This is a genomic window from Alkalimonas cellulosilytica, from assembly GCF_036325985.1.
In the GTDB taxonomy this organism is placed as follows: domain Bacteria; phylum Pseudomonadota; class Gammaproteobacteria; order Enterobacterales; family Alteromonadaceae; genus Alkalimonas; species Alkalimonas cellulosilytica.
Map to the genome: position 1 here is coordinate 65,855 of NZ_JAUHLI010000011.1, position 12,736 is coordinate 78,590.

A 12,736-nucleotide genomic window follows, 5' to 3' on the forward strand; every position below is an offset into this window, starting at 1 on the left:
CTGACAAAGGAGATAAATCCATGCGTCGGGTGAAAAAAACTCAGCTATGCACATACTTGCTCAATGCGTGCGTAGCAGTCCAAAAATTGGCTTTTTAAGCAACCCGATAATAGGTGCCAGAGCTGCCATCCATGCCATTAGCAGCAACAAGACCGCTGCAAAGACAAAAATCACCGGGTTAAATTGCAGTGCAAAAGCTGATAGCCAGCCGCTGGAGTGAAGCAGCCAGGCCAGCGCTGCCAGCGCCAGAGGCAGTGTGATCAGCAGTCCCAATAAGGGTTGGCTGGTCGCTCTGGCGAGTAATCGCCAGTCGTCTGCACCAAGGGCTAGTAGCACCCCGTATTCTTGCCGTTCTAACAAGATGCGGTTTCTTACTTGGTAGTACAGACTGAAAAAAACCGTGATCAGCACCAGCAAAATCATACCGCTGCTGAACTTTAGTAATTGACGACTCTCTCGATCTTGTTGCTGCAACAGTTCAGCAAGTGATTTTACTGGTAAAAACTGGGGGGTTGCCAGTTGTTGCTCAAGCCACCCCGTTAAAGCAGGCTTTAGTCGGGCCTGGTGCTCTGCAGGGAAATATAGCTCGAGGGTGCGGTTAAATTGCACCAACATGGCGGCAGACTGATGATGCAAGTAGGCTGCTGGTTGAGCACTCTGGCTAAAGCCCTGATGGGGAATATCTGCAACGATGGCGACTATCGGATGGCGTCCGGCAAAGCTGCCTAGATTCAGTTCACTTCCCAGTAGTGGGGTTTCACTGCCCGCCTGCAGCAAGCGAGCCAGTGTTTGATTGATCACCACTCCATGCTGCCAGTCGTTCTCTCCCTGCAGGATGGGTATCTGCAAGCGGGAAAAATAATTGCCACTTACGATGCGTTGTTGAATGGCGATGGGGGCCGCCAAGCGATCGTCTTTCAACTCATTGCTGCTTTGGCTGTCAAAGGAGCCAACTTCAAAGGCAACCTCTGCGGCCTGCACCTGAGGAACATTGTCTTGTACCAGAGCAGAAAAGTCGAACCCGGTGGCTTGTTGCTGCACCGGCAGAGCCATCAGCCCGGTATCCAGCGGATAACTGCGAAACTGCTGCCATTGCTGCCAGCTCAGGCCAAGCATAAAAGCCAGTGCCACCAGAGCAACCCATAGTTGGGCGGTTAAATTGAGTTGTGCCAGCCATTTCTGGCCGCGACTGCGACTTTGTCCGGTTTGCCGGCTGAAAAGCGCCTGCCGTGATAAACGCAGCACGGGCAAACAGGTGCAGCCAAGCAACAAGTTGGCGACCAAAGCCAGGGCGGCGAACCAACGCTGCCAGTCGAGCGACAGGCCGGCTTCGCCTACCACGCTCTGCAGCTGGTCGCTGTGCAGCAGTTGCAGCAAGCCAAGGCTTAGCAGTGCCGAGAACAGGGCTGTAGCAGCAATTAACATCGCCGCAACCAGCAAGGGACCGCGCAGCAGCTGCAGCATACTGGCGCCTAGTATTTGTTGAATGCGGTAATGTTCTTGCTGTTGGATCAGCCGGCTGGTAAAAACGGTGAAGGTATTGAAACTAAGCACCAGGCCAAAACCAAGCAGCAGTACCAGTCCCAGCTGCCATTGCTGCAGCAGTTTCAGCCGGGCTGGTGGGTCCAGGTTTAGGCCAGCATGCACAATCAGCTCCGAGCCATCGCCGCCCATGGTCATGCCCGGTACCGTTAAATCTTGCTGCTGCAAATGTTCAGTCAGCGCCTGGGGTGATAATGGTGTTGTAGCGGCTAAGATGCCGTAATAAAGAGGTGCGGCTTGCAGAAAACGATCCAGCATCAAGCCAGAATCGGCAGCAAAGGGGGTGAGGTAGCGGTACCAGTGGTCCGACAACCAAAGGTCAGGCTGAAAAGGGCCTATCCGGTTCAGGCTGGCCGGTAAGACGCCGGCAATGGGCAGAGCGATAGGAAACCGTGGATGACTAACCAGCTGGCCGATAGCATCTGGAGTGCTTTGCAACTGTTCGCGCCAAAAGCGCTCACTTAACCAGACCCCCGGGGTTTCGCTGGGCGATAGCTGCGAAATACCAAGCACCGTGGCAAAGCTATCGGAATAAAACAGGGCCTGCAGTGGCTGCTCTGGCTCTGCGGCCAATTGCAAGTGGGTGCTTTGCAGGCTAAACCAGGCTGCTGCCTGGACGCCTGGCGTTTCGGCAGCGGTATCAATGGCCTGGCGATGCAGCGGCGCCAGCCGGCCATCGGTATGCTGCCGGGCCAGAGTGTACAGGTAGTCTGTAGGTTTGCTCCAGGTTGGTGGTGCGACAAACAATTGATGGCCAAGTTGCAAAATCAATGTAAGCAAGGCACAAAGCAACGCAAAGCAAGCCATTATAAAAAGTAGCTTCAGGCGTTGCCCTTGCCAGTAACGCCACTCCATCGCCAGTTGAAAAGCCAGGTTACTAGTTTGCATGGCTAAGGCGTCCATCAACCAGGTGCACGGAGCGTTGACACTGGCTGGCTATGGTTGGATCATGGGTCACCATCACCAGGGCAGAGCCTTCGGTGGCCAGTTGCAGCAGCAAGTCCATAATGCTCTGGCCGGTGGCCGAGTCCAGGTTGCCGGTGGGCTCATCGGCTAATATGAGCCCGGGTTTGTTCACCAGGGCTCTGGCAATGGCTACCCGTTGCTGCTGGCCGCCAGAAAGCTTGGATGGCCTGGCGTGCAGTTTATCGGCCAGGCCCACCTGGGCCAACACCTCGGCGGCGCGTTGCCGGTAGGCACTGGTTGCCACCTCCGGGTTAAAGCGCAGCGGCAAGGCGACATTTTCCAGTGCCGTCATATCGGCAATCAGATTGAAGTTCTGGAAAATCCAGCCTATATGGCGGTTACGCACCTGGTTTTTTTGCTGCCGGCTTAGTTGGTTGACCGGCTGGTTACGCAGCAGGTACTGGCCTGCGGTTGCTGTATCCAATAAGCCAAGAATGGAGAGTAGCGTGGATTTGCCACTGCCTGAGGGGCCGGTAATGGCAACGCTTTCGCCATCTTGGATGCTCAGCGAAATGCCATGCAGCACTTGTTGCTTTAATTGGCCTTGGCCGAAGCTGTGTTGCAGTTCCTGCAGTTGTATCAGTTCAGCCACGCGTTAACTCCTTGGTTGAAATAATGGTTTGCTGTTGTAACCGGGCCGGTGGATCCAGCAGGATCTGGTCGCCGGGCTGCAAACCATCGACAATCTCCATGTAGTCCCGCCCTAAAATGCCCACATGCACCTGGCGCCGTACAAAATGATCGCCCTGGTGCACAAAAATACTGGTAGCGCTGTGGCCATCCCGCAGGCCAAGCACCGGCGGAACCCGAACAACGGCATCGGTTTGGGCGGTAATAATGCGGGCACTGATATCCAGGTTAGCGCGGGCGTTGTTGGGCAATTGGCCGGGCAGTGCTACCTCTACCCGGACCTGGTTGTGCTGCACGCTGGGATGCACCCGCAGCACGGTACCTTGCAGTTGATGCTGCCGCACCTGTACTTGAACACTCTGGCCAGGCAGCACCCTGCTGGCATCGGAGGCGGCAATTAAAATATCAGCATACAAAGAGCTTGGCTCGGTAATTTGCGCCACAATATCGCCGCGACGCATTGGCTTACCAACTTCAACATGCTCGCTTAGCTCGTTGAGCAGGCCATGGCTTTCGGCACGTATCACCAAATGCGCTAAATCTTGTTGGATCATCGCCAGATGCTCTTTTGCTTCCTGCAGGCGGTACTGGTGGGCTCGTTCATCGGCCTGGCGGGCCTGCTGAAACGCCTGCACATTGCGCTCACTTAAACTGTGGCGTAAACGCGATTGTTCCAGCTTGGTTTGGGCCCGCAAATAATCCAGCCGGGCTAGAATTTGTTGCTCCAGCAAGGTTTGTAAGGTGTCCATTTCCTGCTCGGCGAAGCGAATTTCTGCTTCCAGCATGGCCACTTCGTTTTCAAGCGCAATGCTTTCCCGCTCCAGCCGGGCGGTAGCGGCTTCTTGTGCGGCTTTGGCTTCCAAAACCGCGAGCCGGGCACGTTCTTCTTCCCGTTGCAGAAGTGGGTTGCGCATTCGTATCAGCACATCACCGGGCTGAACTTCGGTCCCCGGATACAGCTCAAGCGATTGGATCACCCCATCTACTTCGGCCATCACGCTATGGCTTTGGCGCGGTAATAACCGGCCCTGCCCCGTGACAACGGCCACCACTTCGCCGGTATCGACCTTGGCCAGGTTGAACGGCTGATCATTGCCCTGAGTCAACCGCTGCCACGATTGCAGCAGCAACCAGCCCAACAACAGAATAATCAGCACTAACAAGGCAGGCCAGCGCAAGCGCTGGCTTAACGTTGCTTTATCGGGGATATGCAAGGACACTTTATACTTCCAATACTGTTTTTGTGTTGTTAGTTGAGCCTGTATCCGGTCAAGAGGGTGGTCACTTTATACTGTGGAATATCCTCAAGCTGTTGCAGTAGTGCCATATGGTGCGAGTAGCGTTCAATATATCTATGGGAAAAAGTATCCGTTTCCATCATCCCTTGTAAGGGAGCGATATATAGCAATACGAGACCTTCTTGCTCTGGCAAGCTAATGTTAAAGGTTGCTGCCAGTTCTTCAGGTGAGCTTTGCACTGCGCAATCTTGGGTAAATAATTCGGCTATTTCAGGTAATGTCTGCCTAGCCTCACTAGAGCTGAGCCAATGTTCGGATTTGCTGTTGTAAAGATATCCTGTAAGAAAGATGAATTGACAGTCAGCTTGTACGAAAAAGTTTGCCACCGTTGGGAAGTCATGGGGAATGGCTTCTTGCTGTTGAGTCGGTGTTGCTGCATAAAGTGGTTGGCAGGTATCAAATACTGTAAACAGGGCTATACATGTTAACCACAACCTGGCGGCTATACTCATGGTTAGTACTCCTCAATTGTCATTTGAACTATGTTTTTGTTCACCTTCAATGCAGCGGCAATAATGCCGCTGCATTCGTGTTTATGTATAGCTGTATACTAATTGCAGTCCACGCTACAGGGGTTGCCAGGGAAACAGATTCTAGGACCTTCAGGTGTTTGTACGGCGCAAACAAGAGTTTCACCAACTAGAGCGCAGTCGCTAGACCCGCAAGAAGCCCAAACGCCAAAAGCAGTTGCTGTCAGTAAGATAGCAGCAGCGCTACCCGCAATTAGTTTATTCAATTTCATCCTAACCTTCCTTCCAAAAATAAACAAGTTATCGCCATGTCATTTGCATAGCGATGTCCTTTGTATCTTTTTTGATGCGGGGGGGGGGTAGATGAAAGCAATGATTTTCCTCTGATAATTTTATGATAAAAAAGCGATCTGGTGATGCATTGAGCAGATTGGTTGAATTTTGTGCGCTTCAATGGCTAGGTTGCTGTGATGACTTAGTTGTTGTGTTTTTCGGGGGAGGGTGTTTACTAGCCAAGCTAGGGTTGCGGATCTTCAGATTAGATTGGTTGTGCAGGCTTGGGCCACTTGGGGGAGCTGGCCCTATCGTCTGATTGCAGAGTTGTTACGCCAACAGTGGAAAACGCGAAGCAATATCGCTGCCGGTAAAGTTGGCGACCCAGCCTTCCGGGTTATTGAACAGCCGGATGGCGGTAAAATTGGGCTCGCTGCCCATATCAAACCAGTGCGGGGTATTCGCCGGTACACTGATTAAATCGTTTTGCTGGCACAGTACCTGGTAGATGTGTTCGCCCAAATGCAGGCAGAACAAGCCTTCACCTCGCACAAAGAAGCGCACTTCATCCTCGCTGTGGGTGTGTTCAGCCAGAAATTTTTGCCGCAGTGCCGCTTTGTCCGGGTGATCGCTGCTGAGCGAAATCACGTCCACCGTGACATAGCCGCCTTGTTGTTTTAAGCGGTCGATATCATCGCTGTAGGCTGCCAGGATGCTGGCGCTGTCGGTGCTGGCATCGATCGGCTGATTGGCCTGCCATTGTTCAAAGCGAATACCCAGCTGCTGCAGTTTGTCAGCAATGTCAGCTGCGCTCTGAGTCTGGTACAGCACTTTTTCAGGTGCTGAGCTGGAAAACACGGTTAATGCGGACATAGTGAAACCTCGAATAACTATAGGTTGACTTGGTAGAAGTCCTCTGCCGTTGGATGGCTGCCTGCCGGCTGGCCTTCACGGATCAACTGGCAGGTGGCAATACCTAACTGGTGGGCGGCATCCAGCTCGGCAACCACATCGGATAAAAATAACACCTGGCCAGGGGGGAGCTGCAAATGCTGCAGGATGGCCGCGTAGGAAGAGATTTCCTTTTTGGCACCGATGCGGGTATCGAAATAGCCACTGATCAGCGGGGTTAAGTCGCCAAAGTCACTGTGGCGAAACAACAGTTGCTGCGCCTCCACTGAGCCGGAGCTGTAAATAAACAACTGTACCCCTTTGGCCTGCCAGGCTTTCAGTTGTTCGGCAGCATCCGGATACAGGTGGCCGGTGAAATGGCCTTGCTGATAACCCAGTCGCCATACCATCCCCTGCAAAGCCTTCAACGGCGTGATTTTTTCATCAGCGGCAATCCAGGCCTGCAATTGCGTAATGATGGCATCCAGGCTGGCGTCTGGTTGTTTCATCAGCTGACGAATAGCTTTTAGTTGCAAGGCGACTTCGGCTTGCTCATGGCGCTGACGGATAAAATCCGGCAGCTGCTTAGCAGCATAGGGAAACAGCACTTCCGTAACGAAGCTGATGCGGGTGGTGGTGCCTTCAATATCGGTGACAAGGGCGCGGTAATTCATACAAGTCCTGTAAGTCGGATGCGTTCTAACTCACAGTGTATAAGAAATTCCCAGGCCTCTAAATGTCTTTTTGCTTCTTCCAGGCTCTGGCCCCACACATAAAGACCATGACCGCGCACCAATAAGGCCGAAGCCGTTTGCACCTGTTGCCAGCGTGTGGCGACCCCGGCAGCCAATGCCGGGATATCCTGGGTGTTGTCAAACACCGTCAGTGGGCAGTGGGTGTCATGGCTGAGCTGGCCGCGGATCGCCTTTTGCATTTCGTAGCCGTTGAACACGTGTTGTTCAGTCTGAATCAGCCGGGAAAAAACGGTGGCTTGCACCGAATGAGTATGCAGCACCGCTTTGATCGATTCATCCAGTTGGTAAAGACGAACATGCAGTGCGGTTTCAGCCGATGGTTTGCCTGGGCATAGCAGTTCTCCATCCGGCCAGCTTACCGGCAATAAGTCTTGCGGGCTCAGCTCGCCTTTGTCTTTGCCGGATGCGGTCACCAGGGCACTGTGCTGCCCGCTACGGATGGAGAAATTGCCACCTGTGGCCGGAACCCAGTGGCGGCTGGCAATCCAGCGGCCGGCGGCACACAAGGCAATGGCGTAGGGGTTGAGCTGATGCCCTTGCTGAGCAGCATGATTCATAAAATGGCACTCCTGAACGCCCTGACGTTTAGATGTCTATACATAAAAAGGTCTGAAATGATACCATGCCTGACCAATTTGGCAACTGCTCTGGCTTTCCATCTGACTATTGATGGTTGCAGAATGGTAGCAGCAGACGCTAAGGTAAAGATAGTTCATGTTCAGGGCCATTTATGCACAGCACTTTTCCATCCAAACTGCCTGAAATTGGCAGCTCGATTTTCAGCCAGATGTCGCAACTGGCCAGTGAGCAGCAGGCAATCAATTTGTCGCAAGGCTTTCCGGATTTTGGCTGCAATCCTTATTTGGTGCAGCAACTGGCGGCTTATAGTCAGCAAGGGCTGAACCAGTACGCGCCCATGGCTGGTGTATTGCCGCTGCGCCAGCAAATTGCTGCCTTGATTGCGCGTTGTTACCGCCAGACCGTGTGCCCGGAGCAGCAAATTACCGTCACCTCCGGTGCCACAGAAGCCTTATTTTGTGCCATTCAGGCCTTGGTTCGCCCCGGCGATGAGGTGATCGTATTTGATCCCGCTTATGACAGCTATGCCCCGGCGGTGCAATTGGCTGGTGGCACCGCGGTGCACCTGGCCCTGACGGCACCGGATTTTAACGTGGACTGGCAGCAGGTGGCGGACAGCATCAATTGCAACACCCGGCTGATTATTGTCAATAGCCCGCACAACCCGAGCAGTCAGATTTTTACGGCGGATGATTGGCAAGAGTTGCAACGCTTAGTGTGCCAGCATGGTTTGTACTGCCTGAGTGATGAAGTGTACGAGCACATGGTGTTTGATGAACGGCCGCAACTCAGTGCTTTGTGTTTTCCGGAGCTGGCAGCGCGCAGCCTGGTGGTGTCGTCTTTTGGCAAAACCTTTCATGTCACCGGCTGGAAGCTGGGCTATTGTGTGGCGCCTGCGGCACTGATGGCGGAGTTTCGTAAAGTACACCAGTACGTCACTTTCTCCAGCTTTACCCCGGCACAATTTGCCGTGGCCGCCATGCTGGAGCAGCATCCGGAGCAGGTCAGCGGATTAGCTGCTTTCTACCAGCAAAAGCGCGATTGCTTTGTGGCGGCGCTTGCAGCCAGTCGCTTTCAGTTATTGCCCTCACAGGGCACCTATTTTCAGCTGGCCGATTACAGTGCCATCAGCGATCAGCCGGATGTGGAGTTTTGCCGTTGGCTTACGATAGAGCACAAGGTCGCGGCCATTCCACTCAGTGTGTTTTACCGCCAACCGCCGGCGCAGCGGCTGATCCGGTTTTGTTTTGCCAAAGAAGAGTACACGTTGCAACAGGCTACGGAGGTGTTATGTCGGCTGTAAAGGTTGCTGTGGTCCAAACCGAACTGGACTGGCAGGCACCAGAGAAAAATCGCCAGCGCCTGGCGCAAACCATCGCGACTTTGCCGCAGCAGGACTTGATTGTGCTACCGGAAATGTTCACCACCGGCTTTTCGATGAACAGTGCCGCCGTTGCCGAGCCGGCCGGCGGTGAGAGCCTGGATTGGCTGAAGCAGCAGGCAGCGTTATCCGGCGCTGCGCTTTGTGGCTCGGTAGCCGTCAAAGAGCAAGGCCAGTACTACAACCGCTTGTACTTTGTGACCCCGGAGGGCGAGAGCTTTCAGTACGATAAGACGCACTTGTTCCGAATGGCCGGTGAACACCAGGCCTATCAGGCAGGCCGCGAGCGGGTCATCGTGCCCTGGCGCGGGCTGCGTTACTGCCTGCAAATTTGCTACGACCTGCGCTTTCCGGTGTTTAGCCGCAACCGCAATGATTACGATGTGCTGATTTACGTCGCCAACTGGCCGGCACCACGCCGCCTGGCCTGGCGCACCTTACTGGCTGCCAGAGCGATTGAAAATCAGGCCTATGTGATTGGCTGCAACCGTATTGGCCGCGACGGCAATGGCGTTGATTACAGTGGCGACAGTTTGGTGCTGGATTACCTGGGACAACCGCTGGCGGATGGTGCCGATCGGGCGGAGGTGCTGGTGGCGGAACTGGACGGAGCGGCTTTACAGCAGTTCAAAGATAAGTTCCCGGCCTATCTGGATGCCGATGATTTTACGCTGGGATCCTAACAACTTTTCAACCTTTCCCTTGATCTGAGTGCTGTTTGCCGTCATAACTGTCGATCCGGGCCTTTGTGGCCAGTTTGGATGAGAACAACCCATGACAGCACTTACTCCGGAGCTTGAGCCATTGTATCAGGCCGCCAAAGCGGCCGCTTCCCAGGCCTATGCGCCTTACAGCCAGTTCCCGGTCGGCGTCGCCGTGCGCGCCCTGGATGGCAGCATTTACACCGGCTGCAATGTGGAAAATGCATCTTATGGTGCCACTGTCTGCGCTGAGCGCAATGCCATTGCTGCTGGTGTGGTAGCAGGCAAACGTCAGTTTGATGCTTTAATGGTCTACACACCGCAAGCGCAGTTAACGCCGCCCTGCGGTTTATGCCGCCAGGTGATTGCTGAATTTTTCTTACCGGAAACCATCATTTATAGCAGCAATCATCAAGCGCAGTTGCAGGGTTGGACTGTACAGCAACTGCTACCAGATGCCTTCACCCCTTTGTATTTAGCCAATAGCACCAAAGTGTCAACGGAGTAAGCCATGCCTATCCCACAGGAAATCATCAAAATTAAGCGTAATGGCAACACCTTGAGCCAGGCCGATATTCAGCAATTCGCCAAAGGCTTAACCGATGGCAGTTTCAGTGACAGTCAGGCGGCTGCGCTGGCGATGGCGATTTATCTGAATGGCATGTCGGTGGATGAAAAAGTGGCGCTGACTCTGGCGATGCGTGACTCCGGCACCTGCCTGAACTGGCAGGGGCGGTTGAACGGGCCTGTGGTGGACAAACACAGCACCGGTGGCGTTGGCGACAAGGTGACCCTGATGCTGGCGCCGATGGTAGCCGCTTGCGGCGCCTTTATGCCCAGTATTGCTGGTCGTGGTTTAGGCCATACCGGCGGTACTGTCGATAAACTGGAAAGCATCCCGGGCTACAGCTGTAATCAGTCGCTGAGCCGAATTCGTCAATTGTTGCCGGAGCTGGGCTGCCTGATTGTCGGTCAGACCGATGAGCTGGCACCGGCCGATCGCCGTTTGTATGGTATCCGCGATGTGACGGCAACGGTGGAGTCCATTCCGCTGATTACCGCTTCTATTTTATCAAAAAAGCTATCCGAAGGACTGGATGCCCTGGTGATGGATGTCAAAGTGGGCAATGGTGCCATTATGGCCACCGCGGAAGATGCGCATGAACTGGCCTGCAGCATTGTCGATACTGCCTGTGGTGCTGGTGTGCCGACTGCAGCGCTGATTACCGATATGAATCAGATCCTGGGACTTACCGCCGGCAATGCGCTGGAAGTGCTGGAAACGCTGGATTATCTGACAGGTAAAAAGCGCGAACCACGTTTGCATCAGCTGACCCTGGCGCTGGGGGCTGAGATGCTGGTGCTATCCGGTGTCGCCAGGGATAAAGACAGCGCCATCAGCGCGCTGGAACATAGTCTGAGTAGCGGCAAAGCCGCCGAGTACTTTGCCAAAATGGTGGCTGCTCTGGGTGGGCCAACTGATTTGCTGGAAAAGCCGGCACAGTATTTAGCCCAGGCACCTGTGGTGCTGGATGTACCGGCACCGGCCAGTGGCTATCTGCAGATCGACGATACGGTAGCACTTGGCATGGCGGTAGTGCGCTTAGGTGGAGGCCGCTCGCATCCGGAGCAGAAGATCAATCCAGCGGTCGGTTTTAGTGGCATCTGCCCGGCGGGCAGTGCTATTAGTCAGAGCCAGCCGCTATTAACCGTGCATGCTGCCAATCAGCAAGATGCCGAGCATGCGGCGCAAGAAGTGCTGGCGGCCTGTGCGGTGGTGTCAGAGCCGGTTAGGCTTAGTCCTTTGGTGCATCAGCGTTTGACATAGCGGCAACAAAAAAGCCAGCCTGAACCGGCTGGCTTTATTAGAGCCCTTGGTGCAGATTTAACTGCGCTGACGCTTCATTGACTCGAAAAACTCATCATTGGTTTTGGTCATGCTGAGTTTGTCGATCAAAAACTCCATTGCATCGGACTCATCCATTGGATTGAGGATCTTACGTAAAATCCACATCTTCTGCAACTCTTCCTGCGATACCATCAGCTCTTCGCGGCGGGTACCGGAGCGGTTGAAATCAATGGCCGGGAAGATGCGTTTTTCGGCAATTTTGCGCGCCAAATGCAGCTCAAGGTTACCGGTGCCTTTAAATTCTTCGTAGATGACTTCGTCCATCTTCGAGCCGGTATCCACCAGGGCGGTAGCGATAATGGTTAAGCTGCCGCCTTCTTCCACATTCCGGGCTGCGCCAAAGAAACGCTTTGGTTTGTGCAACGCATTGGCATCGACACCACCGGTCAGTACCTTGCCGGAGCTTGGGATCACGGTGTTGTAAGCACGGGCTAAGCGGGTGATGGAGTCAAGCAGAATAATCACATCTTTTTTATGCTCCACCAGTCGTTTGGCTTTTTCAATCACCATTTCTGCCACCTGGACATGACGGCTGGCAGGCTCATCGAAGGTAGAGGCAATCACTTCGCCTTTGACCAGTCGCTGCATCTCGGTCACTTCTTCCGGCCGCTCGTCAATCAACAGCACCATCAGCACGCATTCCGGGTGGTTGGCCGCAATGGACTGAGCGATGTTTTGCAGCAACAGGGTTTTACCGGCTTTTGGTGGCGCCACAATCAAGCCGCGTTGGCCCCGGCCGATGGGGGAGGCCAAATCCAGTACCCGGGCAGTAATGTCTTCAGTACTGCCGTTGCCACGCTCCATCCGCAGGCGGTCATTGGCATGCAGCGGCGTTAAGTTTTCGAACAGGATCTTGTTGCGGGCGTGCTCTGGCTTGCCAAAGTTGACTTCGCTGACTTTCAGCAGCGCAAAGTAGCGCTCGCCTTCTTTTGGTGGCCGGATCAGACCATCGATGGTGTCACCGGTACGTAAGTTAAAACGACGGATCTGGCTGGGTGAGACGTAAATATCGTCCGGGCCGGCCAGGTAGGAGCTGTCGCCAGAGCGCAAGAAGCCGAAGCCATCCTGCAGAATCTCCAGTACGCCACCGCCATAAATCTCCTCACCTTTTTTGGCGTGAGACTTTAAAATGGCGAAGATGATGTCCTGCTTGCGCAGACGAGCCATGCTGTCTAAGCCCATGGACTCGGCTAATTCCACCAGTTCATTGATTGGCTTACTTTTTAATTCTGTTAAATGCATAATTGATGGGTTCTAGTTGATCAAAATAAGGGTTGTTAGCTTATCAGCGGGTTTGAAAAGGTTTGGAGTTGGTCTACTCGACAGACAAGCGTGGTCATG

Annotated in this window: 12 protein-coding genes; 4 read left to right on the plus strand and 8 right to left on the minus strand. The window is 54.0% G+C overall.

Translation table 11 applies throughout. The features are described from left to right. Positions 1-60: 60 nt before the first annotated feature. The 7 genes from QWY20_RS11995 to QWY20_RS12025 form a co-directional block, all read right to left on the minus strand. Positions 61-2,430: an FtsX-like permease family protein gene (locus QWY20_RS11995; RefSeq protein WP_330129249.1), complete on the minus strand. Its 2,370-nt coding sequence runs from the start codon at positions 2,428-2,430 to the stop codon at positions 61-63. Beyond that, a complete protein-coding gene (locus tag QWY20_RS12000) occupies positions 2,420-3,100 on the minus strand; it encodes an ABC transporter ATP-binding protein (protein WP_330129250.1) in 681 nt (226 codons plus the stop codon). Before QWY20_RS12000 ends, QWY20_RS11995 begins: the two co-directional genes overlap by 11 nt. Next, positions 3,093-4,358: an efflux RND transporter periplasmic adaptor subunit gene (locus QWY20_RS12005; RefSeq protein WP_330129251.1), complete on the minus strand. Its 1,266-nt coding sequence runs from the start codon at positions 4,356-4,358 to the stop codon at positions 3,093-3,095. Before QWY20_RS12005 ends, QWY20_RS12000 begins: the two co-directional genes overlap by 8 nt. A gap of 29 nt (positions 4,359-4,387) precedes the next feature. Further along, entirely contained in the window at positions 4,388-4,888 is a 501-nt protein-coding gene (locus QWY20_RS12010; RefSeq protein WP_330129252.1) for a hypothetical protein, read from the minus strand. Positions 4,889-5,509: 621 nt separating this feature from the next. Then, positions 5,510-6,052: a 1,2-dihydroxy-3-keto-5-methylthiopentene dioxygenase gene (locus QWY20_RS12015; RefSeq protein WP_330129253.1), complete on the minus strand. Its 543-nt coding sequence runs from the start codon at positions 6,050-6,052 to the stop codon at positions 5,510-5,512. 17 nt (positions 6,053-6,069) lie between these two features. Next, positions 6,070-6,744, minus strand: a complete 675-nt coding sequence (gene mtnC, locus QWY20_RS12020) for an acireductone synthase (protein WP_330129254.1) — start codon at positions 6,742-6,744, stop codon at positions 6,070-6,072. Next, positions 6,741-7,382 carry a methylthioribulose 1-phosphate dehydratase gene (locus QWY20_RS12025; RefSeq protein WP_330129255.1) on the minus strand — a complete coding sequence of 214 codons (642 nt, stop codon included), beginning with the start codon at positions 7,380-7,382 and terminating at the stop codon, positions 6,741-6,743. The genes mtnC and QWY20_RS12025 overlap by 4 nt, the downstream gene beginning before the upstream one ends. Before the next feature lie 173 nt (positions 7,383-7,555). Here QWY20_RS12025 and QWY20_RS12030 point away from each other — a divergent pair, with 173 nt between their 5' ends. The 4 genes from QWY20_RS12030 (at position 7,556) to deoA (ending at position 11,314) form a co-directional block, all read left to right on the plus strand. After that, positions 7,556-8,707 (plus strand): pyridoxal phosphate-dependent aminotransferase, encoded by a 1,152-nt coding sequence (locus QWY20_RS12030; protein ID WP_330129256.1) that lies wholly within the window; start codon positions 7,556-7,558, stop codon positions 8,705-8,707. Beyond that, positions 8,695-9,468 carry an amidohydrolase gene (locus QWY20_RS12035; RefSeq protein ID WP_330129257.1) on the plus strand — a complete coding sequence of 258 codons (774 nt, stop codon included), beginning with the start codon at positions 8,695-8,697 and terminating at the stop codon, positions 9,466-9,468. Before QWY20_RS12030 ends, QWY20_RS12035 begins: the two co-directional genes overlap by 13 nt. Before the next feature lie 91 nt (positions 9,469-9,559). Then, complete coding sequence (locus QWY20_RS12040) at positions 9,560-9,994, plus strand: cytidine deaminase (RefSeq protein ID WP_330129258.1); 435 nt, start codon at positions 9,560-9,562, stop codon at positions 9,992-9,994. 3 nt (positions 9,995-9,997) lie between these two features. Then, entirely contained in the window at positions 9,998-11,314 is a 1,317-nt protein-coding gene (gene deoA / locus QWY20_RS12045) for a thymidine phosphorylase (RefSeq protein WP_330129259.1), read from the plus strand. Between the two features lie 57 nt (positions 11,315-11,371). Here the strand turns inward: deoA and rho are convergent, their stop codons facing one another. After that, a complete protein-coding gene (gene rho / locus QWY20_RS12050) occupies positions 11,372-12,637 on the minus strand; it encodes a transcription termination factor Rho (RefSeq protein WP_330129260.1) in 1,266 nt (421 codons plus the stop codon). Positions 12,638-12,736 lie beyond the last annotated feature (99 nt).

Coding starts and splice junctions, on each gene's coding strand:
- QWY20_RS12035 (WP_330129257.1), top strand. CDS start 8,695: ATGTCGGCTGTAAAGGTTGCTGTGGTCCAAACCGAACTGGACTGGCAG.
- rho (WP_330129260.1), bottom strand. CDS start 12,637: ATGCATTTAACAGAATTAAAAAGTAAGCCAATCAATGAACTGGTGGAA.
- deoA (WP_330129259.1), top strand. CDS start 9,998: ATGCCTATCCCACAGGAAATCATCAAAATTAAGCGTAATGGCAACACC.
- QWY20_RS12030 (WP_330129256.1), top strand. CDS start 7,556: ATGCACAGCACTTTTCCATCCAAACTGCCTGAAATTGGCAGCTCGATT.
- mtnC (WP_330129254.1), bottom strand. CDS start 6,744: ATGAATTACCGCGCCCTTGTCACCGATATTGAAGGCACCACCACCCGC.
- QWY20_RS12040 (WP_330129258.1), top strand. CDS start 9,560: ATGACAGCACTTACTCCGGAGCTTGAGCCATTGTATCAGGCCGCCAAA.
- QWY20_RS12015 (WP_330129253.1), bottom strand. CDS start 6,052: ATGTCCGCATTAACCGTGTTTTCCAGCTCAGCACCTGAAAAAGTGCTG.
- QWY20_RS11995 (WP_330129249.1), bottom strand. CDS start 2,430: ATGCAAACTAGTAACCTGGCTTTTCAACTGGCGATGGAGTGGCGTTAC.
- QWY20_RS12025 (WP_330129255.1), bottom strand. CDS start 7,382: ATGAATCATGCTGCTCAGCAAGGGCATCAGCTCAACCCCTACGCCATT.
- QWY20_RS12010 (WP_330129252.1), bottom strand. CDS start 4,888: ATGAGTATAGCCGCCAGGTTGTGGTTAACATGTATAGCCCTGTTTACA.